We start from the raw sequence: 22,986 nt of genomic DNA, 5'->3' as shown, positions 1-22,986 counted from the left end.
TCTCTTCCTCATCCATCAGCTTCACTGACGTTGCGGAGCAGGAGCTTTAAAAAGCCGGTTGACGGTTTGTTTCAATTCGTTACATACCAACCGGTTTGTATGCCCAAGAAAGCCGCCAGCAAGAAGCGTGAACGCGATCCCGCCGGGACTCGGCAGGGTCTCATCGACGCCACGGTTCGGCTGATGCTGAAGCAGGGCTTCGCCGGCACCTCGGTGGATCTCATCTGCAAGGAGGCCGGGATGACGAAGGGGAGCTTCTTCCATCACTTTGAGAGCAAAGAAGCCATCGGCAAGGCTGCGGTCGAATGGTGGGGCCAGATGGGCACGGCGTTGTATGCCGTGGCCTGGAACAACGCAGAGGCTGACCCGCTGGAGCAGGTGCATCAGATGCTCGACATCATGACCGGCTTCACCATGCGTAAGGATGAGGCATGCGTCTGCATGGTGGGAATGATGTCGCAGGAACTCGCCGCCACAAATCCTATCATTCAGGCCGCGTGTGCGAAGGAATTGCACTCGTGGACGGACAACGTCGCCAAAATGCTCGCCGCAGCGAAAAAGAAGCGCAAACCGGATTCCAATTTCGATCCCAAAGCCGTGGCATGGTTCCTCAACAGTCTTTGGCAAGGATCCATGCTCGTCGGCAAGGCCTGCGAATCGCAGGCGATGATTCGCGCCAATCTCAAACTCGCCCGCGGCTATGTGGACGGGCTGTTTGGCATTCACACCAGCAACTGATTCACCATCACCATGAACACACCCACCGACTACCCCGCCCTCAGCGCCTACATCACCGTCAAAGAGGCAGCCAAGGCCATCGACTTCTACAAAGCCGCATTTGGGGCCACGGAACTCTTCCGCCTCACCATGGGCGGCCCTGATTTCGTCGGCCATGCCGAGCTCCTGATCAACGAAACCCTCGTCATGCTCAGCGAGGAGTTTCCCGGCATGAGCAAGTCGCCGCACGCTCTCGGTGGCTCGCCGGTCACGTTTTGCTTGATCGTGGACAATGCCGATGCCGCCTTTGCCAAGGCCGTCGCGGCCGGTGCCACGGTGCTGCGTGCGGTCGCCGATCAATTCTACGGCTTCCGCAGCGGCTGCGTCACGGATCCCTTCGGCCACCAGTGGATGATCCAGCATCAAACCGAAAAACTCACTCCGCAGCAGATGCAGGAGCGCATGAGCGCCATGCCCGAAGGCTGCTAACCCATCCCCCAACCTCAACATCCAAACCAACGCGCACCATGATCAAGAAAGTACTCCTCGGCCTCGTTGCCGTCATCGCCATCATCCTCATCGTCGCCTCCTTCCAGAGCGACGACTTGAACGTCACCCGCTCCGCCACCATTGCCGCTCCGCCGGACGCCGTCTTCAAAGTCGTGAACGACTTCCGCCAATGGGATGCGTGGTCACCTTGGTCGAAGCTGGATCCGGCGATGAAAAAGACCCTCGAAGGCCCGCCGGAAGGTGTCGGTGCGATCTACAAGTGGTCCGGCAACAACGAAGTCGGCGAGGGCAGCACCAAGCTCGTTGACAGCAAGCCCAATGAAACCATCGGCATGAAACTGGAGTTCGTGCGTCCGTTTGAAGGCAGCAGCGACGTGCGGTTCACTTTCGCCCCCGAAGGTGCCGGCACGAAAGTCACCTGGGCCATGCAGAGCAAGAAGCCTTTCATCGGCAAAGTCTTTGGCATGTTCATGGACTGCGAAAAAATGTGCGGTGACCAGTTCAGCGAAGGTCTCGCCAATCTTGGTAAAGTCGCCACTGCGACGCCGAAGCCGTGAGGCAAATTGAAACTTCAACGAGAGACTTTCATGCTCGGCATGACCAAGACGTTGGCTGATGAAGACGGCGGCACACGCCTCACCTGGCGCATGGCATTCGAAACCGAACAGCTCTGCGAGACCCTGAAAACCATCTGCGTCCCCGCCAACCAAGAAAACTTCGACCGCCTCGCCGCCCATCTCGCCTCAAACTAACTCAACACCCATGAAATACGCACCCCTCATTGCCGCCATCCTCCTTGGCGGACTTTTCATCATGTCCGCCGTCACCGTGCTCTTCAATCTCGCGCCCATGCCCGAGTTGCCGAAGGACACACCCATTGCTCACTTCATGGCTGCGGTCGGCCCGACGGGCTTCATGAAGTTCGTGAAAATCATCGAGTTGCTCGGCGGCATCATGCTCATCATCCCGAAGACACGCAACCTCGGCCTGCTCTGCCTCGGCCCCATCATCGTGAACATCCTCGCCTTCCATCAGTTCGTCGCGGGTGACGGCATCCTCCAGCCCATGCTCATCGGCATCAGCGTGCTCGCGCTTTACCTGCTGTGGGCCGAGCGCAAAGCCTGGAAAGCCCTCATCGCTTGATCCGCTTTTCACTTCCAACCCCTAACTCTTAACCTCACCCCACCATGCCACACTACGTTGACGGATTCGTCATTCCCGTTCCCCAAAAGAACATCACTAACTACCAGCGTGTCGCCAAAAAAGCCTCCAAGGTCTGGCGCGATCACGGTGCGCTGGCCTACTTCGAGTGCGTCGGCGACGACATGGAAGTGAAGAACCTCACGCCCTTCCCCAAGCTCGCCAAAACCAAGCCCGGCGAAGTCGTCGTCTTCTCCTGGGCCGTCTTCAAATCCCGCAAAGACCGCGACCGTGCGAACAAGGCCATCATGGCCGATCCGCGCATGGCGAAGATGTGTAATGAGAGCAAAGATCTCTTCGACTGCAAACGCATGGCCTACGGCGGCTTCAAGGTGATCGTGGAGGCCTGAGGAAGCCCGCGACATGCGTCCATTCTTGCTTCGCTGGCTGCGCCGGCTACTGATCACAACCCCGTTGCTGCTTGGCTTCCTCTACTGGGCCAGTCGCACGGAGGCACCGGCATTGGCGGCAGGCGTCACCAAAGAAGTGCGGCACCTCACACTCGCAGGCCAGAAGGTTTCGGTGACGCTCTACTATCCGGCACAGCGTGATCAAGCGCCGCTGGTGGTCGTGGCGCATGGCTTTACGCGTGCCAAGCGCCACATGGCAGGCTGGGGCGCGGATCTCGCGGCGCAGGGTTTCATCGTCGCCGTGCCCACCCAACCCGCCTTGCTCGATCATGCGCTGAATGGCCGTGTCCTGGCCGAACTGGTCGTCACATTCAAAACCACGCATCGCACGGCTCTGATGGGTTTCTCCATGGGGGGACTCACCACCCTGCTCGCCGCCGCTCAAACGCCCGTCGATGCCTGGGTCGGCCTCGATCCCGTCGATATGGACGGCAGCGGCCAAAAAATCGCGGCCAGCCTGAAGATGCCCTGCGCCGTCCTGCAAGCCGAACCCGAAGCCTGGAACAGGCAGGGCAATGCCAGCGGCATCATCGCCGCGCTGCCCGGTGAGACATTCGTGATCCGTGTGCGCAATGCCACGCATCTCGACGCCGAATCCCCCACCGATCTCCTCGGCCAGCTCGCTTGCGGTTTCGTGGATGCAAAACGGCACGCGCTCTTCAAACACTACGCCATCGCATTCCTCAAGGCGACTCTCATGAATGATGAGGATGCCGCGAAAGTGCTCGCCGGTGCTGTTGGCGATGCCGCACTCACCCAGTAGCCTCAACTGGCAACCAGAACGCCGCGCATCTGATGCCCGCGTGGACCGTAGCCATGGCCTGCGACATCGGCGGCTGTCGTGGCCAAAAATGAAATAATGCCAGTGCCGCATCGGTTCATGAATCAGCCATCTCACCACCATGCCCACCCGCCGCACTTTCCTGACCACCACCGCCCTGACCGCCGCCACGCATGCGTTTGCGGCGCCGAAGGACAATGACATCAAGATCGCCCTCATCGGCTGCGGCGGACGCGGCACGGGGGCCTGCAATCAAGCGCTCACGGCGGGTTCGACGATCAAGCTCGTCGCCGTCGTCGATCCGCTGGAGGGCAAGGCGCAGGCGGCGCTGGATATTTTAAAGACGAAACATGAGGGGCAGGTCGATGTGCCGCCGGATCAGGTATTCACGAACTTCGAGGACTATGTGAAGGCCTTCGCGTTGGCGGATGTGGTGCTGATCACGACGCCACCGGGACCGCGCCCGTTCCTGTTTGAGCAGGCGATCAAGGCGGGGAAGCATGTGTTCATGGAGAAGCCTGTGGCGGTGGATGCGGCAGGCGTGCGCCGCGTGCTGGCGGCCTCCGAGGAAGCGAAAAAGAAGAAGCTGAATGTGTGCGTGGGTTTCCAGCGCCGTTACCAGCCGAGCTACATCGACATGATCGAGCGCATCCACGCGGGAGAGATTGGCGATCTCGTGCATGGCCGTGTGTATTGGAATGGCACCTCGCGCCCCGGATTTCCACGTGAGCCGAAGGAGAGCGAGCTGCACTACCAGATCCGCAACTGGTACTTCTTCACCTGGATGAGCGGCGATCACATCCTGGAGCAGCATTGCCACAACCTCGACGTGGCGAACTGGGTGATGAAGGGCGTGATGCCGATCAAAGCCGTCGGACAAGGAGGACGCCAGGTGCGCAGGGCGAAGGAGAATGGCACGATCTTTGACCATCACACCGTCGAGTTTGAATACGAGAACGGCTTCCGCCTGCTCAGCCAGTGCTGCCAGATCGGCGGCAAGTGCGCGCGCGATGTGAGCGAGCATTTCCACGGCACGAAGGGCACGGCGGACCTGGCGAACGGCGGCAAATTCCTCCTCAACGGCCAGCCGCCCGGTGGCAAGCGCACGCGCATCAAAGAGGACGCCCACCAACTTGAGCACGACGCCTTCTTCGAGAACATCCGCACGGAAAAAGTGCGCAACGACGCCGATTACGCCGCGCACAGCACGATGATGGGCGTGATGGGCCGCATGGCGACTTATACGGGCCAGATGATCCCCTGGGAGCAGGCGCTGAACTCGCAGGAGGTGCTCGTTCCTGACAACATCACCTGGAGCACCGAGCCGCCCGTGAAACCGGATGATGAAGGTTGGTATCCAGTTGCGATACCGGGCACGACGATGCCGGGCTGAATCCGTTCGCAGTTCGCAGTTCCCTGTTAAGAGCGCTGCGACACTGTTTGAAACTGCGAACGGCGAACAGAGCACTGCGAACTCCATCTTCTCATGACAACTTCACCCAAATGGTACTCCTCCGTCACGCGCTATCAGTGGCTCGTGCTTGTCGTCGCGTCTCTGGGGTGGGTCTTCGATGCGTTTGAGGGGCAGATTTTCAACATCACGCGGAAGGCGATGCTGGCGGAGATTTTGCAGCAATCGCCGGATTCAGCCGGAGTGAAGGAATGGGGGGACATCGTTCTCGGCTTCTTCCTCGTCGGCGGAACGCTCGGGGGATGGATTTTCGGCATGCTGGCGGATCGCTGGGGCCGCAGTCCGACGATGATCGTCACGATCCTGTTTTACTCGATCTTTTCCGGCCTGACCTACTTCGCGACGGATCTGTGGCACGTCTGCACGCTGCGTTTTCTCGTGGCGATGGGTGTGGGCGGCGAATGGGCGGTGGCGGCCGCGCTGGTGGCCGAAGTGTTTCCCAAAGAGGCGCGGGCGCGTGCCTCCGGCATCTTCCATTCGACCAGTGTGCTGGCGACCTGGATGGCCGGCATCACCGGCATGTGGGTGGGCGCGAACTGGCGCTACGGGTATCTCATTGGCGTGATCCCGGCTTTGCTCACGCTGTGGGTGCGGGCTTCGATCAAAGAGCCCGAGCGGCTGCAAGCGGCGCAGAAGACCATGGGAGATCGCGTGGGCAGTTTTCGCGAGCTGTTCAGTCATCCGATGTGGCGATTGCGTGCGCTGTGCGGCATGACGCTCGCGGCAGTCGGTCTCGGCACGTTTTGGGGCGTCACGGTGGCCGGACAGGATTTGATGAGCCATCTGCTCGCCAAACTCGGCTGGGCGAAGGACGCCATCGAGACCGAAGCCAAATTCGCCTACGGCATCGTGCAAGCCACCGGCGGCGGTTTGGGCATGCTGGCCTTTGGCCCGATCTGCGAGCGCATCGGCCGCAAGCGCACCTTTTATCTGATGCAGATTCTGTCGCTCATCGTGATCCCCATGGTCTGCTTCCTGCCGCAAACGCACTGGCAGATGCTCATCGCGCTGCCGGTGATGGGATTTGTCACGCTGAGCATCCACGCTGGCTTCGCGGTGTACTTCCCAGAACTGTTTCCCGATCACCTGCGGGCCACTGGTGCAAGTTTTTGCTTCAACACCGGCCGCCTCCTTGCCGCGCCGATTCTTTTCACCTCCGGCAAGCTCAAAGCCGTTTTCGACCTCCCAGTGGCGATCACCATGCTCTCAGGATTGTTCATCATCGGCATCCTGGTGCTCGCGTTTCTTCCAGAAACGAAGGGACAGGATTTGCCAGATGCGTAGCCTTCACGTCATGCCTGTCGTTCAATTCACCGACAACCTCTCCCGCCAGACGAATGCGCCGCCTTGCGATGTCATGGGCGGCACCGTGCGCGAGTGTTTGGACGCAGTCTTCTCCCTGCACCCCGCATTACGGCGTTATGTGCTCGATGATCAGAACGCGGTGCGGCAGCATGTCGTCGTGTTTGTCGATGGCACAGCCATCACCGACCGGCGGACGCAATCCGACACCGTGAGGCCGGATTCGGAGATTTTTGTGATGCAAGCGCTCTCGGGCGGGTAAAATCGCGCCAACCATGAGCACGAAACTTTACCTCGGAACTCGCAAGGGACTCCTGCAAGCCGTGCGCGGCGACAATGGCTGGGAAATCACGCGACTCTCATTCCTCGGCGTGTCCGTGCCCATGCTCCTGCCGGACAAGCGCGACGGCATGCTCTACGCGGCGGTGGAGCACGGACACTTCGGCACCAAATTTCATGCCTCTGCCGATGACGGCCTCACTTGGGAAGAACGCACATGTCCCGCGTATCCACCGAAGCCCGATGATGCGCCGGAGGTGCTCAATTTCGTGAATCAGCAGCCGATTCCGTGGGACTTGAAAAAAATCTGGGCGCTGGAGACCGGTGGTGCCGATGGCGAGCTATGGTGCGGCACACTGCCGGGCGGATTGTTTCACTCCACGAATCGCGGAGCCTCGTGGCAGCTCGTCGAGAGCCTCTGGAATGATCCGGGCCGGGCCAAATGGATGGGCGGCGGCGCGGACTGGCCGGGCATTCACACCATCCTCGTCGATCCGCGTGACAAACGCCGCCTGCTCCTCGCGGTGTCCTGCGGCGGGGTGTGGGAGAGCCGTGACAACGGCGACACTTGGAAAAACATCGGCGAGGGCATTCGCGCGGACTACTGCCCGCCGGAGCAGGCTTACGATCCGGGCGGACAGGACGCGCACCGCATCGCCTGGAGCGCGGCGGACCCGGACACGATCTGGATGCAACATCACAACGGCATCTTTCACAGCACGGACAGCGGCTTGAAATGGCGTGAGATCGACAATGCGAATCCATCTTCCTTTGGTTTCGCCGTGGTGATGCATCCGCGAGATCCGCAGACCGCGTGGTTCGTGCCAGGCATCAAAGACGAACTGCGCGTGGCCTGCGATGGTGCCTTGTGCGTGATGCGCACACGCGATGGCGGCAAGACGTTTGAACCGTTGCGCAACGGCCTGCCGCAGCAGCATGCGTATCATCTCGTGTATCGCCACTGCCTGGATGTGACCGGGGATGGCCGCACGCTGGCTTTTGGCAGCACGACCGGCTCGGTGTGGATCAGCGAGGATGGCGGTGACCACTGGCAACGACTGAGCGCGGACCTGCCACCCGTTTATTGTGTGCGGTTTGGGTGACAGCCAACGGTGCGGCTTCACCAGCTTTCTTCATTCGCAAACGCAGAACTTCGCGTTATAACCAGCGCATGATGAAAATGCTCCTCGCTGTCGCTCTTTTCGCTGCCACTTCATTGCATGCCGCTGACTCCCACTGGCCGCGCTTTCGTGGGCCGAACGGCTCTGGTGTGTCGGAAACGGGGAAGCCGCCGGTGGAGTTCGGACCACAGAAGAATGTGCGCTGGCAGGTCAAGGTGCCTGCGGGCCCTTCATCGCCCTGCGTGTGGGGCGAGCGGGTGTTTCTCACCGCGTTCGATGGCGGCAAGCTGTGGACGCTTTGCCATGATCTAGCGACGGGACGCGAACTGTGGCGGCGTGATGCGGGTGCGGAGAAGATCGAGGCGTTCCTCGTCGGTCAGGGCAGTCCGGCGGCCTCGACAGCGGCTACGGATGGTGAGCGTGTGGTGGTCTATTTCGGCTCCTGCGGTCTGATTGCGTATGATTTCGAGGGCAATGAGCTGTGGCGGCACTCGCTGCCAGTTGCGGAGACGAACAACGACTTCGGCAGCGGCACCTCACCCATCATTGAAGACGGCAAAGTCATTCTCGTGCGTGATTTGCGGCAGGACTCCGCTGTGCTGGCGCTGGATGCCAAAACGGGTGCTCCCGCATGGAGAACGGCACGTCCGGGCATGGCGACGGGTTACTCGTCACCGATGGTGTGGGAGCATGAGGGCGTGAAGGAACTCATCGCGCCCGGTGGGCTGGCGCTGAAGGCCTATGATCTTGCCAGCGGCTCGGAACGCTGGCTGGTGTGCGATCTGCCTGCCGTGAACTGCGGCTCAGCAGTGGCGGGTGAAGGCCTGCTGTTCTTCGCTGGCTGGTCGCCCGCTGGCGAAGACGCGCCGATGCCGGAGTATAAGCAACTGCTGGCGGCGGATGCGGATCGTGACGGCAAAATCTCGGAGAAAGAGTCCGAGAAAACCTTCCTCAAAGGTTTCTTCCGCCCCAATGACACCGACAAGGACGGCTTCATCACGCAGGCGGAATGGGACGCGCTGGTGGCGTATCTCAAAAGCGGCACGAACCGCATGATCGCCGTGAAGCCCGGTGGCAGCGGCGACATCACAGCCTCGCACATCGCCTGGGAAAAGAAGAAGGGCCTGCCTTATGTACCCAGCGCGCTGCTGTATCGCGGCAACCTCTTCATCGTGAAAGACGGCGGCCTTGCTTCGTGCTTTGACGCCAAAACTGGCACGCCCAAATATCAACAAGAGCGCGTCGGCTTCAGCGGCTCGTTTTATGCCTCGCCCGTGGCCGCGAACGGCCACATCTACCTCGTGAATCTCGCGGGCAAGGCCATGACGCTCCTCGCTGGCGACAAGCTCAACGTGGTGTGGAAAAGCGACTTCAAAGAAAGCATCGCCGCCACGCCCGCAATCGCTGGCGACACACTGCTGGTGCGCACGGCGACGAAGTTGTTCGCGTTCAAGACCGGACAGTAGCTCAATGCACCAATGCAGGCTCGAAGCTGTCTTTGCGCTTCTTCTTCGGCTTGCCTGCTTTGACGAGTTCCACATCGGCAGCGATGACTTTGTATTCGGGGCACATCGTGTCGCCGTCACAGCCCTGGCCGGTGACGTTGTTCACCATGGCATCGGGGAAGTGGAAGGTGGTGTAGAGGATGCCGGGCTTCACTTCGTCGGTGACGCGAGCTTCGAGTTCGACCTCGCCACGGGCGCTGGAGAGGCGGACTTTGTCGCCGGTGCGGATGGATTTGTGCTGGGCATCGGCAGGATTGATGGAGAGGAGATCCTGCGTGACGATCTCGCTGTTGCCGGTGCGGCGGGTCATGGTGCCGCAGTTGTAGTGCTCGAGGATACGACCGGTGGTCAGGATGAAGGGAAACTCCGCACCGTTGGTCTTCAACTCGGTGGACTCGATCCAGGAGAAGAAGTGAAAGTGGCCTTTGCCACGCGTGAACTGCTCCTGGTGCATGATCTGCGTGTCCACACCGCCTTCTTTGACGGGCCATTGCTTGCCGTTGATGCTGAGGTTCTCCCAGGTCGCGCCTTTGAAGAAGGGAACGATCTGCGCGATCTCGGCGAGCACGCCATCGGGCGTGTAATCAGCCTGCGGGAAGCCGAAGCGCTGCAACACCTCGCACATGATCTGGCCGTCGGGCCGGGTGCCTTCGAGCGGCTTCACCGCAGCATTCACGCGCTGCACGCGGCGCTCGGCGTTGGTGAAGGTGCCGCTCTTTTCGAGGAAGCTGGACGCGGGAAGAATGACGTTCGCGTATTTGGCCGTCTCAGTCATGAAAATCTCCTGCACGACAAGGAATTCGAGGCTTTCCATCGCATGACGGACGTGATGCACGTCGGGATCGGTCTGCACGACGTCCTCGCCCATGAGCCAGAGGGCTTTCAGTTTGCCTTCGATGGCGGCATCAAACATCTGCGGGATCTTCCAGCCGGGTTCGGTGGGAGTGGGCGTGCCATAGAAGTCAGTGTAGCGCTTCTGCACCTCGAGATCGTTCATCTCGAAGTAGCCAGCGCCTTGATGCGGCTGGCAGCCCATGTCGGCAGCGCCCTGCACGTTGTTTTGACCACGCAGCGGATTCACGCCGACGCCGGGACGACCGATGTTACCTGTCATCATCGCCAAATTGGAGATGAGCATGACGGTCTTTGCTCCCTGCTCATGCTCGGTGACGCCAAGGCCGTGGAAGCTCATCGCGGCCTCCGCGCTGGCGTATTCGATGGCGGCGGCGCGGACGAGGTCCACGCTCACGCCGGTGATCTTTGCCAGCGCGTCCAAATCGAGCGCACGCAGGCCGGTTTCGAACTCTTCCCAATTCTCGCAGCGCTTGCGGACGAACTCGGTCTTCACCAAGCCTGCATCAAGGATGCAGCGGGCGAACATGTTCAGCAGCGCCACGTTCGTGCCGGGACGGAGCTGGAGGTGATGCTTCGCATAAGGCACTAGCTCGATTTTGCGCGGGTCGATCACGATCAGCGGCGTGCCTTTCATGATGTGCTGCTTCAAACGTGCGCCGGTGACGGGATGACCTTCGGTCGGGTTCGCACCGATGACCATGATGCAGCGCGTGTGTTCGATGTCCTCGTAGGAGTTCGTGGCCGCGCCGGTGCCAAAGGACTTCTGCATGCCCCAGGCGGTCGGTGAATGGCAGACGCGCGCGCAGCAGTCGATGTTGTTCGTGCCCATCACATGGCGGATGAACTTCTGCATGAGGTAGTTTTCCTCGTTCGTGCAGCGTGCGGAAGAGATACCCGCCACCGCGTTGCCACCGTGCTGGTCACGGATGCGCGTGAGGCTGGCGACGATGTGATCATACGCCTCGTCCCAGGTGGCTTCCTTGAAGGAGCCGTCGGCCTGCTTGATGAGCGGCTTCCGCAGGCGGTCCTTGTGATTGTAGAACTTGAAGGCGTAACGTCCCTTCAAACAGGTGTGCGCATGATTGACCTCGGCATCGAACGGGGCCTGGATCGAAAGCACTGCATCCCCTTTGGTCGCCACGTCGAGATTGCACCCGACACCACAGTAGGTGCAGATGGTGCGCGTCTTCTTCGTCGCTTCGATGGACTTGGAGAAGAACTTGTCGCTGATGGCCGAGGTCGGGCAGGCCTGTGCACAGGCACCGCATGACACGCACTCGGAGTCTTCAAAGGAGGAGTCGAGGCCCTTGATGATGCGCGCATTGAAGCCGCGGCCATGCATCGAGAGCACAAACTGCCCCTGCACCTCGTCGCACGCCCGCACGCAGCGCGAGCAGTTGATGCACTTCGCGAGTTCCGAAGTCATGTAGGCATGCGAGTGGTCCTTTGGGCGATCCAGGTGGTTCGCGCCGGCCGGATAGCGCACGCCACGGATACCAACCTTGGCTGCCACAGTCTGCAATTCGCAGTTGCCGCTCACTTCGCAGGTCAGGCAGTCCAGCGGATGGTCCGTGAGCACGAGTTCGACGATGTTCTTCCGCAGGCGGCGGACTTTGGGCGACTCTGTGAAAACATGCATCCCTGCCGAAAGCGGCGTGTGGCAGGAGGCCACAACGCGACGCGGTCCATCGGCCTGCAAGGCGACTTCGACGGAACAGACACGGCAAGCACCATAGGGTTCGAGCTGCGGGGCATCGCACAGCGTCGGCACATGCCCGCGTCCGCGATGGCGGTCGATGAAATTGAGCAGCGTGTCGCCGGAGTCGAAGCGATAGGGTTCGCCGTCGATGAAGGCGATGAGAGTGGAGAGATCCTGGACCATAACAGTGCGCGTTTGAAGTTAGGCTTTAAAGAAAGGGGCGAGTTCGCTTTGGAAATGCTCCAGCGCGTTCTTGATCGGCAGCGGGACGCCGCCGCCGAGGGCGCAGAGGCTCGTCTGCTCCATGGTGTCGAGCAGGTCGGTGATGAGTTCGCGGTCGATCTTGTAGCTAGCGTCACCGCGGGCTTTGGCGATGAGTTCTTTGCCTCGCGTGCTGCCGAGGCGGCAGGGGAAGCATTTGCCGCAGCTTTCGTCGGCGGTGAACTGGAACAGATGCTGGATGTATTCGATCATCGGCAGCGTCTCGGGGATGCTGACGACGCCGGCGTGTCCGAGGAGGAAACCGGCTTGCTTGAAGCTCTCGAAATCGACGGTGAGCTGGTCGATGTGCGAGATCGGAACGATGCCGCCAAGCGGGCCGCCGATCTGGATGGCTTTGATGTCGGTTTTGAATCCACCAGCGAGATCAATAACGGTCTGCAATGGCGTGCCCATGGCGACTTCGTAGATGCCGGGGTTGGCAAAATGTGAGTCGAGCGAGAGCAGTTTCGGACCGGTGGACTGCGGCGTGCCGATCTGCGCATACGCTTTGCCTCCCATCGAAAGGATGGCGTGGATGTTCGAGAAAGTTTCGACGTTGTTGACGATGGTAGGCTTGCGGAAGAGGCCTTCGATAGTCGGAAAAGGTGGGCGGGTACGGACTTCGGGGCGCTGGCCCTCGAGGCTGGCGAGCAGGGCGGTTTCCTCGCCGCAGATGTAGGCTCCGGCACCTTTGATCGACTTCAGCATGAAGTTGAAACCGGTGTCGAGGATGTTCTGGCCGAGCAATCCAGCAGCGCGGAGGTCTTCGATGGCTTCATTGATGATGGTGACGGAATCAGGATACTCGGCACGGATGTAGAGGATGCCGTTCTCAGCACCGGCAAACCAACCGGCGACCATCATGCCAAGCAGGACGCTGTGCGGCTGCTGTTCCATGAGGTATTTGTCGATGTAGGCACCGGGATCGCCTTCATCGGCATTGCAGACGATGTATTTGACCACGCCTTCGGCAGCACGGCAGGAGGACCATTTGAAATGCAGCGGGAAACCCGCGCCGCCACGCCCCCGCAGGCCGCTGTCCTTCAATTCGGTGCCAAGAGCATCACGATCACTCGTGGTGATGAGTTTCTTGAACGGCGCGTAGTATTCGTCGATGCCGGGGAACTCGGCGGTGAGCTGTGCGGGTTGGAGATGGGAGACGACGGCGTAACGATCCTCGTGATCGCCTTTGCCAGTCTTGAAAAGATCACCCAGCGCAGTGTCGCTCTGGCCGGAGTAGTTTTTGCCTTGGTATTGCAATGCACCGCCCTGATGGCAGCGGCCCAGGCAGCAGATGTGGCCGATTTCATCCTGCTTGAAGTGCGTTTCCAGCGTGTGATGCAGTTTGTCCTGCGTGCCAGCGCAGAGGCAGGCCGAGCCATTGCAGATGAAGACCTTCTTCCCTTCGTTTTCCTTTTTGAGGAAATCGTAGAACGACACGGCTCCGAGCGTCACGGCATCGCCAAACAGGGTGTCCGCGCCGAGCGGATGCACGGTTTCATTTTTCGCGGCGGTGCCGGCCTTGTCGGCGGCATCAACCATGCGTTCGAAGACATTCTTTTCGACGCCTTTGCGGAAGGAGAGGGCACTGAGGTTCTTGGACATGATTATTTACAGAGAGATTAACGATCGAAAGCCACTGATGCACTCGCAAAAATGGCGATTATACCGCTTCGACAATGATCTTTTCGCCCCGGACTTCGCGCACACGGACGGCGGTGCCGCTTTGGACGTATTCGCCCTCCGCCATCGCCTCCACGAGCCGTCCGTCGATTTCAATGGTGCCGTAGGGGCGCAGGGCGCTGCGGGCCGTGCCACTGTCACCAGCCTTGGCCCTGGCGGCCGCCTGCATTGATGGGGTGTCCTCCAAGGTGCCACCAGCGGAGGTCTGCAGCACCAAGGCACGGAAGGGGCGCAGTTCCGGTAGCCAGAGCGCCAGCAGGGTGATGATCACCGCTGCCCCGGTGACACCGAGGGCAAAGTTGCGGAAGCCGACGGCGTAGGCGGCATAGTTAAAGCTGAAGCCGTCGCCAGAAGGCGGCGCTTCACCACTTGGAGGAGCCATTTCCCAGCCGGACATGGCATACACCAAGGCTACCATCACACAAAGAAAGCCCGCCAAACCTGGCAGCACCGTCCCTGGTGCGGCGAGCAGTTCCACACCGATCAAGACGATGCCCAGGATGAAAATGGCCGAGACGACCATGGTCTCCTGCCCCGCCAAACTCCCGGCGACGTAGTGACCAAAGAAAAACAGCGTGAAGGCCCCAATCGAGATGAAGCCCGGGATGCCAAATCCCGGCGTCTGCATTTCGAGGTACCCACCGGCAAGCCCGATGAGGATCAAAACCGCCGCATAGCGTGTGACCCAGATGGCAATCATTTCAAAACCGGTCGGTTCGGCGGTGATGACTTCACCTTTCAAGGACTCGAGTTGTTTGATTTCGTCGATGCTTTTGGCGATTCCTTTGGCCAGCAGGGCCTTGCCGTTGATAAGCATCGTGGCCTGCTCGGCGTCGAGGGTGACGATCTCGCCTTTGGGGATGATGATCTGGCCGTTGATGATCAGACCGCGGTCCATGTCGATCATGCCTTCGATGATGCGCACGTCATGACCCTTCTCGCGCACCACGGTACGGGCCATGCCCATGAAGGCGGAGTTATTTTTGGCACGTTCGGCCTCGGCCAGCGGGGTGCCATCGCCTGAAACCGGGGTGGAGGCACCGATGGCACTGGCGGGAGCCATATAGATCACGTCTGTCGCCATGGCGATCATGGCACCGGCGGAAATAGCCCGCGTGTTGACGAAGGCAAAGCTGCGCGTCTTGAGGTTTTGCAAATCTTTCATCATCAGGCTGATCGTGTCCCAGGCCAGACCACCGGGTGTGTCGAGATCAAAGATGACCGCCTCCGCGCCCTGACTGTTGCAGAGATTGAGCGTGCGCTTCATGAATTCAAACCGTGCCGGAATGATGAGATCGTCCTGTCCGACGGGAATGACGATCACCTTGTCCTTGTAGCTTTGATCACGGGCGATCACGGGCGTTTTATTCTCCTGTTTTGCCTCCGCTTTGGTTGCCGGCTTCGATTCAGCCACTTTTTCACCACGCTTCTCGAACCAGGCGGCATTCAAGGTGACCAATGTTCCCGCCGGTGTGGCGGATTTTGCCAGCGCTTCGACATCGGCGATGATCGCACGGGCCAGCAGCGGCTTGCCATCGACCGGTTGCACCGCCGTGTCGGCATCCAGTAGCAACAACTCGCCTTTTTCCGCCAGCGTGGCCGTCCCGATCACCAAACCCTTGTCACGATCCACAAACGCGTCGGCAATTTCAGGCCGGTGGCCTTTGAGTTTGCACAGGCTACGCGCTCCGGCCTTCAAAACGGCCAGCGCCTCGGCCAACAGAGTGTCCTGCGCCTTCGGTGAAAGCGATTCATCCACCTGCACCTTCGGCGGGGCCGCACCGATACGTGAGCCGGGGGCCATCCATATCTCATCGCAAGCCAGTGCCAGCAGCGCGCCGCCGCCGATGGCAGATGTGTTCACAAACGCCTTGGTCTTGATCTTCAGGCGGGCAATTTCCTCTGCCAGCGGCAAAGCGGCCTGCGCATGGCTCTGGGTGACGTGTATGTCGAGAATCAGACCCGCGGCTCCCTGCGTGGCGGCTTCATCCATCCACAGCCGCAGTTCGCGCCAGCGGCGCATGTCCTCGATATCTGAATCGGTGACAGACACGCGGGCCAGCTTGCCCGCCAGCGCAGGCTCGGCGGCGTTGACGGAGAGCAGGGTCAGCGTGGCAAGCAGGAGGTGACGGAGCAGTTGCATGACTTAGACTACGTGCGCGAACACCGCCTAGCAACCACAGCCGCTCACGCCTTCTTCTTGAAAATCAAACCCCACACAAACATCAACAGCACAGCGCCGCCGACGGCGGTGATGATGCCCTTGACGCTGAATTCACCCGCAACACCCCAGTTGACCAGACTGCCGACTTTGCCGCCAATGATGCTGCCGGCGATACCGAGCAGCACCGTGGTGATGGGGTTGATGCCCTGCCTGCCCGGCATGATGAGCTTGGCAATGATGCCGGCGACCAGACCTAGAACGGACCAGATGAGAAGTGCTTGGAGTGACATAGGACCGCCATGCTACGGAAAAATACCGGATGCCGTCAATGTCATTTGTTGGCGCTCTCCCATGCCTTCCAACCACCTTTGAGCACAAAAGCGTTCTCAATGGGCAGCATTTGCTTGAGACGTTCGAGCACCTTGCGGCTAGCATCACACTTCGCGGCGCTGCAATAGACCACGATGGGCTTGGTGTTCACCTGCAGGCCATCGAGGTAATTGAACAACTGCTGCTCAAAGCCCTGCTCATTGAGCAGGAGAGCACCTGGGATGTGTGCTGCATCATACTGTTCCTGGATACGGGCGTCGATCCACAGGACATCACCCTTCCAACGTTCTTGAATGACCTGCATGCTGACTTCGTCATTTCGCAGCGGTTCCTCGACGAGATACAGCGCCGGGGCACGTGGATGCCAGGCATGGGTGGCCCAAGCGGCCGCAGAGGCGAGCAGCAAAAGGATGAAAGCCTGTCGAATGGAACGAAGCATAAAGCAGCCAGGTTATTTCTTGGCAGCGGTCGTTGCTGGCTGCGGCTCCGGCTTCCGGCTGATGGAGAAAAACACGAGCTGGTTGCGGTATTTGGCGATGCTGCTGCTGGTCTCGATCTTCAACGCGCTCATCGTGACGTCCTGCGTGGACTTGGGCGTCACAGTGACGAGGTATTCACGCCCCTCCTTCAGTTCCTTCCAGTCAAAATTCACGTTGTCGCGGATGGGCGTGACTTTGATGATTTTCATCGGCTCATCTCCCGTGAAACGCACGAGGCTGGATTTTGACCCAGGGGTGTCGCCGATGAACCATTCGAGCGTCTTCGGCTTGATGTCCACGACCGCAGGCACGTCGAGGATGAAATTCACCTGCCACTCGGGCTGTTTGGGGTCATCGGTGCTGACGGTGACGGACTTTTCGTGGCGGCCAATGAAGGTGGAAACCTTGAACGAGGCATGGCCGGTGCCGACTTCGCCGGGTTTGTATTCCGCCTTGTCGAGTTCGGCGCTGAGGCAGGAGCAGGCGCTCTCGAGGCCAAGGATTTTGACGGTCTTGCCGCCTTTGTTGCGGAACTTGAACGTGGTTTCGACCTCCTCGTCCTCGGGTTTGGGTTTCAATTCAATCGCAGACACGTCGAGCGTGAGTTCGGCGTGGGCAATGGCGCTACTGGCGAGCGCAAGGAGGATGAGGCGGGCGGCTGACATGGGGAAATTTAACACAAGATGCTGACAACGCTATCTCATCGAACGGATGAGTGCCTGAACCTCATCGTGATCACCGATGAAGAAGAACAGCAGTTCAGGTGGTGTAGCGATAAAAACAAAAACCAGCCGCTCGTCCAATCCGACACGGCACTCGAAGATGGTTTTGGTCAGGCGGCGGATGCTGACGCCGGAATGCAGATGCGGATGGCCCCAGGCAGCAAGCACGGCATTCATCGTCTCGCCGATCACCTTGCGGCCGGCCTTGGAGCGCTGGCGGATCTGATCCAGCAGATCATCGGTGACTCTTGCCCGCAACGAGGGCTTCGATGTCGCCGGTGAACTCGCGGAGCTTTCCTGCTTTCCGTTCTTTTTCGATTTTGCCATGAACTTTCTTTTCAAAACCGGCCAGCTCATCGGCGGTCACGCCATACTCGCGCATCGCGTAGTCGGTGGCTTCCACCGTCACCGGACGGAGCGCGATGATCTTCCCGTCCATGACGATGCCGATGTCATCACCCTTCAAGGCCCGCCGTAGCAGGCTGGAAAGGTTCATGCGGGCGCTTGTGGGAGTCAGCGTGGTCATGCTCATGGCGCCAAGGTGACGCATATCCGTCGGATTTGCGAGCAGATATTCATCGTCCGGCATGAACACCTCCCAAGTTGACGTCAACGCCATGAGCGCCCAATCTGCCCGCCTATGCGATTCGCGATCTGTAACGAGACCTACCAGAACTGGACCTTTGAGAAAATGTGTGAGGATGCCGCAGCAGCAGGCTATCACGCCATTGAGCTGGCGCCCTTCACGCTGAAGGATGATCCACGGGAACTGACCGTGGAGGAAGCGCTGACGTTTTGCGCAAAGGCGAAATCGTTCGGCCTCGAAATCCTCGGCCTGCACTGGCTGCTGACGAAACCAACGTGGTTTCACATCACGACGCCTGACGCGCTCCAGCGCAAGGAGACGGTGAAGTTCGGCCGTCATCTGGCGCAGTTCTGTGGCGCGACGGGTGGACGAATCATGGTCTGGGGCAGTCCGAAGGCGCGCAACGTGCTGCCGGAGTGGAATTACGAGGACGCCTTCAAACGTGCGGCCGATTGCGTGCGCGAAGTGGCCGAGGAATGCGGCAAATACGGCGTGGTGATCGCCATGGAGCCGCTGGGGCGCAAGGAAACGAACTTTTTGAACACGGCGGAAGAAACCATCCGCCTGTGCAAGTTGGTGGATCATCCTTCCTGCAAGCTGCACCTCGACGTGAAGGCCATGAGCGACGAATCGAAGCCGATTCCCGACATCATCCGCGACAGCAAGGAATGGACGGTGCATTTCCACACGAACGATCCCAACTTACGTGGGCCCGGCCAGGGCGAGGTGAAGTACGAGCCGATCATCGCGGCGCTGCGCGAAACCAAGTATGACGGCTACCTTTCTGTGGAGGTGTTCGATTACACACCGGATGCGCCGACGATTGCACGGCAGAGCATTGACTATCTGAAGAAAGTGATGGGGCTGTAAGGCTCCCACCGCATCTGTTTTGCAGCCTATGGAGCAACCGGGACCGCTGCGGTGCGGTAGGGGTCGGGGCCGAGCACGACTTCAGAGGCGGGAGGAATGGCGGGGACGCGGACTTCATCCTCCACGGGCAGGGCGCGAAGGGGAACGGCCAGCAGTTTTGGGAGGCCTCCTTTGGCATCCCAGCCCTTGGGCTGGCCGGCGGTGACCATCTCAAAGACGGCGGCCCAGAGAGGAAGAGCGGCGGTGGCTGCTGTGGCCTTGGGAGCAATGGGGATGTCTTTGTCGTGGCCGATCCAGACGAGGCAGGTAAGGGCGCGATCAGAGCCGATGAACCACGCATCGGTGCGGTCGTAGGTGACGCCGCCGAAGCCGGCGATGCTTTTTTGTGCGAGCTTATGCTCGACGAGAGGCTTGCGGTATTCAGGCCGCATCATGCCTGAGATCATGGTATTGCGAACATGGGACGCGGCGGCAGGAGTGAAGACTTCGTCGCTGCGAGGAGAAGAGGATGAAAGGAGCAGGCGGGGCAGCGGGCAAGGGCGGCCGTCATTGGCGATGGCGGTGAAGGCACGGGCTAGCTCAATGAGGCGCGCATGGCTCTGGCCGAGGGTGAAGGCAGCCTCTGTGCGCAGCGGTGTGGTGAAACCGCAGCGACCGAGCGCGGCACGGAGGGGATCCAAACCGACTTGATAACCAAGCCGGACGGTGGCGGCGGTGCGACCCTCCAAGAGCGCCTGCATGGGGGTGATGGTGCCGCCAGTGTAAGTCACCGCCTCACCATCGGCACCCCACTCGCCGAGGGTGCCCACGAGGCCGCCGATCATGGCCTGCTTGTTGTCGAGGGGACCGTCGATCATGGGAAAATCGGTGACATCCGGCTGCAAGGTGAGCGCGGTGGCATAGACGAGCGGGAGAAAGGCGGTGCCAGGAGGTCGGACGCCCTCCAGAGCGCGATTGAAGGGGCTGGTGGTGAAGTCGCGCCCGCCTTGCATGGCGAGGATGGCCCCGGAGCGATTGTCCAGCACGATCACGGCTCCTTGCAGCCCGTTTTTGTCCTTGGGCGCGAGCGTGTCCAAGTGCTGGCGCATCATGTCATCAAGACGCTGCTGCCAGTCCAGACGCAGGGTCATCGACATGGTTGGCGGTGTGCCCGGCTTGAGGCCCATGCGCTGAAATTCCGCCCGGGCGGCGGCCAGCATGTAGCCGGTGCGCACGCGGGTCTTGTCATGCCGAACGACGACAGGCGCATCCTGAGCGGCAGCGGCCTCCGCCTCGGTGATGGCCCCGGTCTCTGCCATTCGCTTCAGCGTGAGGTCACGCTTTTGACGCGCCAACTTCGGCTGGGTAATCGGCGAGAAAGTAACGGGGGCCTTGATGATGCCTGCCAGCGTGGCGGCCTCGATAAGAGTGATGTCGCGCACATCCTTGCCAAAGTAGCAACGCGCGGCTGCACCCACGCCGCTACAGCCGTGGCCGAGATAAATGCGGTTCAGGTAGTCCGTGAGGATTTGATCCTTCGTGCGCTCGCGCTCGATGCGCATGGCCAGAAAAATTTCCGTCAGCTTCCGCTCATAGGTCCGCCCTTGGAGGCCAAAGGCATTGCGCGCGAGCTGCTGTGTGATGGTGCTGCCGCCCTGCCGGATGCCGTGCGAGGTGAAGTTCGCCACGGCGGCACGCATGAGTCCGACGAGATCAAAGCCTGGGTGGGAGTAAAAGCGCGCGTCTTCCGTGGCGATGACGGCCTGGATCAGATGCGGAGGCACGTTCTGGAGCGTGACCGGCTCGCGCTCAATATCGCTGGCGCTGCCAATGAGTTCGCCCCTGACATCCACGATGAGAGTCTCATTCTGCCCACGGGTGAGCGCCGCCATGTCGTAGGTGGCGGCAATGCCTGCATAGTGCTGCCAGACGATGCCCAGGGTCACGAGCCCGATGAGAAACACGATGGCGCACGCGCCACCCAGGCGACGCAGCCAGGTGGGAAGCCGCCGCCAGCGTTCGCGAAGCTTGTGGAGAAAAAATTTCATGGTTGGTCAGCGAAAGAGGCGTGAGAAGAAGCCCTCACGCTCCGGTGGAGGCGGCGGCGGTGCGCCGAGCATGAAGGCAGGCGTCAAAGGCGCGGTGAGAGGATCTGATTCTTCGGTGACGGTGCCCTTTTCATAACTCACGCCGTGGATGGCAGGTCGTTCCTGGATGTCGCGCAGAACCTTCGCGATGACCGGTGCCGCCGTGCCGCCGCCCGAGAGACCGCCCTGGCCGGCATTTCCCTCGATGGTCACGGTGAAGGCCAGTGGCGGGGTGGTGCCCACATAGCCGGCAAACCAGACTACGTTGGCCTTCTCTCCTCGCAGCACCCACTGGGCGGTGCCAGTTTTGCCAAACACGGGCACATTTTTCAAGCGTGCCGCCTTGCCAGTGCCGTTGACGTGATTCACCACGCCGAACATCGCGTGCCTCACGGTCTCGAGGTCCACATCACTCACGGGAATGAGGGTTTCACGCGCCGGGCTGGTCACATCACTGACCTGGCCGGTCTGGGACTGCGTCTGCATCACCAATCGCGGACGTGGACGACAGGCACCATTGGCCAGGGTGGCCATCGCCAGCGCCATCTGCAGCGGCGAGGCTTCCGTGACGCCCTGGCCGATGGACAGATTCGCCAGGTCATGATTCGAGGGTGCGCGTTTCGGCAGCGAGCCTGCGGAGGTTTTCAGCGGCAGAACAGGTGACGTGCCGAAGCCGAACTCATGCGCCATGTAGAGAATGGGCATGTCCCGCGTCACCATGGCGGACTGATAGAAGTACGTGTTGCAGGAGCGGATGATGGCGGCACGCGCATTGAACCAGCCGCGGTCATCCTTGGACCAGTTGTCGAACTCGCGACCGTCAATCATCAGCGTGGGACCGCACTCGAACTCACGAAAGGCGTCCACCGTCGCGGCGCGCAGTCCGGCCATGACAACGATGGGCTTGAAGACCGAGCCTGGCGGATAACTGCCCTGCACGGCGCGATCAAAGAGCGGACCGTCGATGTTCTGCGTGAGCGCGGCGAAGTCGCTGCTGGAAATGCCGCGCGCGAAGGCATTGGGATCAAAACGTGGATTGCTCGCCATCGCGCGGATGTCGCCGGTGAACGCGTCCACGATGACGACGGCTCCGCGTTTGCCAGACTGTTTCAGCGCAGCCTCGGCGGCAAGCTGCGTGTCGAGATTCAACGTGGTGACGACATCACGTCCGCCCTCGGGTGCGGCAAAGACCTGCTCATAAGCGACGGCGCCCGCATCGGACATCATGACGCACAGCGTGCCGTCTGTGCCGGTGAGCTGTTTGTTAAAGGCTGCCTCCAGTCCCGCTGCCCCGCCTGTGCGCTGCCAGAGCGGCTCTCCCCGCAAGATGGGACCGGCGGGAGGAGCACCTTCCGACGAGACATAGCCCAAGAGATGCGCCGCCATGTCCCCCTGCGGGTAATGCCGCACATACTCCGTGCGCACGTTGGCATGCGGATGCTTCTTCGCATCGAAGACCGCTTCATTGGGCAACACATCACTCACCGTCACGGGAAGTTCGCGGCGGTCTTCGTAATGGCGCTTCAACTGATCCGGTTCCGGCATGCGGGCCGCAGGCACATCCTTGCTGAGTTCGACGAGGGTCTTCTCCAGCCAGCCGGTGTAGGTTTCGAGCGTGCTCCGCTGCGCTGACGGCACCGTCACTTGCAAGCGGCGCACCGTGGTGTTTTGCGCCAGCGGGCGGCCCTTGCGGTCCAGAATCTGTCCGCGTGGAGCAGGCACGGCAAAATAGAAGGGCTTCACATCCGTGCGCGAGCCGGTGCCTGGCACAAACCCCGGGACCGGAGCCTCCTGACCGTGTGAGAGTGATGACACCACCATCATGCCACCTACAGCCAGCGCGAAGATATGCAGGCGGAGCGAGCGCCTGTGTGGGTGGATTTCGTTTTTGAGCCTGAAGTCAGCGACTGCGACCATGCCTCACCCATAAGCCTCTCTCGGCGCATCACAAGCCCCGCCGTCACCCGAGCCGCGT

At 60.7% G+C, this 22,986-nt stretch carries 23 protein-coding genes; 13 read left to right on the top strand and 10 right to left on the bottom strand.

Annotated features, from left to right (window positions below):
* Positions 1-99 precede the first annotated feature (99 nt).
* From U1A53_RS19575 to U1A53_RS19520, 12 genes are all read left to right on the top strand, one after another.
* On the top strand, positions 100-738 hold the full coding sequence (locus U1A53_RS19575) for a TetR/AcrR family transcriptional regulator (protein WP_322283542.1): 639 nt from the start codon (positions 100-102) through the stop codon (positions 736-738).
* A 12-nt stretch (positions 739-750) separates the two neighbouring features.
* The gene (locus tag U1A53_RS19570) at positions 751-1,206 is read left to right on the top strand and encodes a VOC family protein (protein WP_322283541.1); all 456 of its coding nucleotides are present in this window, start codon (positions 751-753) and stop codon (positions 1,204-1,206) included.
* 38 nt (positions 1,207-1,244) lie between these two features.
* Positions 1,245-1,784, top strand: coding sequence for an SRPBCC family protein (locus U1A53_RS19565; protein ID WP_322283540.1), 540 nt, complete (start codon positions 1,245-1,247; stop codon positions 1,782-1,784).
* Between the two features lie 39 nt (positions 1,785-1,823).
* Entirely contained in the window at positions 1,824-1,979 is a 156-nt protein-coding gene (locus tag U1A53_RS19560; RefSeq protein WP_322283539.1) for a hypothetical protein, read from the top strand.
* A 10-nt stretch (positions 1,980-1,989) separates the two neighbouring features.
* Complete coding sequence (locus U1A53_RS19555; RefSeq protein WP_322283538.1) at positions 1,990-2,370, top strand: hypothetical protein; 381 nt, start codon at positions 1,990-1,992, stop codon at positions 2,368-2,370.
* 44 nt (positions 2,371-2,414) lie between these two features.
* The gene (locus tag U1A53_RS19550) at positions 2,415-2,777 is read left to right on the top strand and encodes a DUF1428 domain-containing protein (RefSeq protein WP_322283537.1); all 363 of its coding nucleotides are present in this window, start codon (positions 2,415-2,417) and stop codon (positions 2,775-2,777) included.
* A gap of 13 nt (positions 2,778-2,790) precedes the next feature.
* Positions 2,791-3,600: a hypothetical protein gene (locus U1A53_RS19545; RefSeq protein ID WP_322283536.1), complete on the top strand. Its 810-nt coding sequence runs from the start codon at positions 2,791-2,793 to the stop codon at positions 3,598-3,600.
* Positions 3,601-3,739: 139 nt separating this feature from the next.
* A complete protein-coding gene (locus U1A53_RS19540) occupies positions 3,740-5,011 on the top strand; it encodes a Gfo/Idh/MocA family oxidoreductase (protein ID WP_322283535.1) in 1,272 nt (423 codons plus the stop codon).
* A gap of 93 nt (positions 5,012-5,104) precedes the next feature.
* Positions 5,105-6,373, top strand: a complete 1,269-nt coding sequence (locus U1A53_RS19535) for an MFS transporter (protein WP_322283534.1) — start codon at positions 5,105-5,107, stop codon at positions 6,371-6,373.
* Positions 6,374-6,383: 10 nt separating this feature from the next.
* A complete protein-coding gene (locus U1A53_RS19530) occupies positions 6,384-6,653 on the top strand; it encodes a MoaD/ThiS family protein (RefSeq protein WP_322283533.1) in 270 nt (89 codons plus the stop codon).
* Positions 6,654-6,666: 13 nt separating this feature from the next.
* The gene (locus U1A53_RS19525; RefSeq protein WP_322283532.1) at positions 6,667-7,773 is read left to right on the top strand and encodes a hypothetical protein; all 1,107 of its coding nucleotides are present in this window, start codon (positions 6,667-6,669) and stop codon (positions 7,771-7,773) included.
* 68 nt (positions 7,774-7,841) lie between these two features.
* On the top strand, positions 7,842-9,257 hold the full coding sequence (locus U1A53_RS19520; RefSeq protein WP_322283531.1) for a PQQ-binding-like beta-propeller repeat protein: 1,416 nt from the start codon (positions 7,842-7,844) through the stop codon (positions 9,255-9,257).
* Position 9,258: 1 nt separating this feature from the next.
* Here U1A53_RS19520 and fdhF read toward each other — a convergent pair whose 3' ends face one another.
* From fdhF to U1A53_RS19480, 8 genes are read right to left on the bottom strand one after another with little or no spacing between them, the layout of a single operon-like run.
* Complete coding sequence (fdhF, locus tag U1A53_RS19515; RefSeq protein ID WP_322283530.1) at positions 9,259-12,033, bottom strand: formate dehydrogenase subunit alpha; 2,775 nt, start codon at positions 12,031-12,033, stop codon at positions 9,259-9,261.
* 18 nt (positions 12,034-12,051) lie between these two features.
* Complete coding sequence (locus U1A53_RS19510; protein ID WP_322283529.1) at positions 12,052-13,716, bottom strand: NADH-ubiquinone oxidoreductase-F iron-sulfur binding region domain-containing protein; 1,665 nt, start codon at positions 13,714-13,716, stop codon at positions 12,052-12,054.
* 58 nt (positions 13,717-13,774) lie between these two features.
* Positions 13,775-15,937 carry an NfeD family protein gene (locus tag U1A53_RS19505; RefSeq protein WP_322283528.1) on the bottom strand — a complete coding sequence of 721 codons (2,163 nt, stop codon included), beginning with the start codon at positions 15,935-15,937 and terminating at the stop codon, positions 13,775-13,777.
* A 44-nt stretch (positions 15,938-15,981) separates the two neighbouring features.
* The gene (locus U1A53_RS19500) at positions 15,982-16,248 is read right to left on the bottom strand and encodes a GlsB/YeaQ/YmgE family stress response membrane protein (RefSeq protein WP_322283527.1); all 267 of its coding nucleotides are present in this window, start codon (positions 16,246-16,248) and stop codon (positions 15,982-15,984) included.
* Between the two features lie 41 nt (positions 16,249-16,289).
* Entirely contained in the window at positions 16,290-16,727 is a 438-nt protein-coding gene (locus U1A53_RS19495; protein ID WP_322283526.1) for a rhodanese-like domain-containing protein, read from the bottom strand.
* A gap of 12 nt (positions 16,728-16,739) precedes the next feature.
* Positions 16,740-17,432 (bottom strand): DUF1573 domain-containing protein, encoded by a 693-nt coding sequence (locus U1A53_RS19490; protein ID WP_322283525.1) that lies wholly within the window; start codon positions 17,430-17,432, stop codon positions 16,740-16,742.
* 30 nt (positions 17,433-17,462) lie between these two features.
* Positions 17,463-17,747, bottom strand: a complete 285-nt coding sequence (locus U1A53_RS19485; RefSeq protein ID WP_322283524.1) for a hypothetical protein — start codon at positions 17,745-17,747, stop codon at positions 17,463-17,465.
* Positions 17,725-17,985: a hypothetical protein gene (locus U1A53_RS19480; RefSeq protein WP_322283523.1), complete on the bottom strand. Its 261-nt coding sequence runs from the start codon at positions 17,983-17,985 to the stop codon at positions 17,725-17,727. Before U1A53_RS19480 ends, U1A53_RS19485 begins: the two co-directional genes overlap by 23 nt.
* Positions 17,986-18,129: 144 nt before the next feature.
* Between U1A53_RS19480 and U1A53_RS19475 the strand changes: the two genes are divergently transcribed.
* Complete coding sequence (locus tag U1A53_RS19475; RefSeq protein ID WP_322283522.1) at positions 18,130-18,945, top strand: sugar phosphate isomerase/epimerase family protein; 816 nt, start codon at positions 18,130-18,132, stop codon at positions 18,943-18,945.
* Between the two features lie 26 nt (positions 18,946-18,971).
* On the opposite strand, the gene U1A53_RS19470 is transcribed toward U1A53_RS19475, so the two are convergent.
* The gene (locus U1A53_RS19470; protein ID WP_322283521.1) at positions 18,972-20,972 is read right to left on the bottom strand and encodes a transglycosylase domain-containing protein; all 2,001 of its coding nucleotides are present in this window, start codon (positions 20,970-20,972) and stop codon (positions 18,972-18,974) included.
* Between the two features lie 6 nt (positions 20,973-20,978).
* Complete coding sequence (locus U1A53_RS19465) at positions 20,979-22,826, bottom strand: penicillin-binding transpeptidase domain-containing protein (protein WP_322283520.1); 1,848 nt, start codon at positions 22,824-22,826, stop codon at positions 20,979-20,981.
* Between the last annotated feature and the right edge of the window lie 160 nt (positions 22,827-22,986).

Source organism: Prosthecobacter sp. (assembly GCF_034366625.1).
Classification (GTDB): Bacteria; Verrucomicrobiota; Verrucomicrobiia; order Verrucomicrobiales; family Verrucomicrobiaceae; genus Prosthecobacter.
Note: the sequence above shows the minus strand (reverse complement) of the source record. Positions and strands in the feature narration are given on the sequence as shown.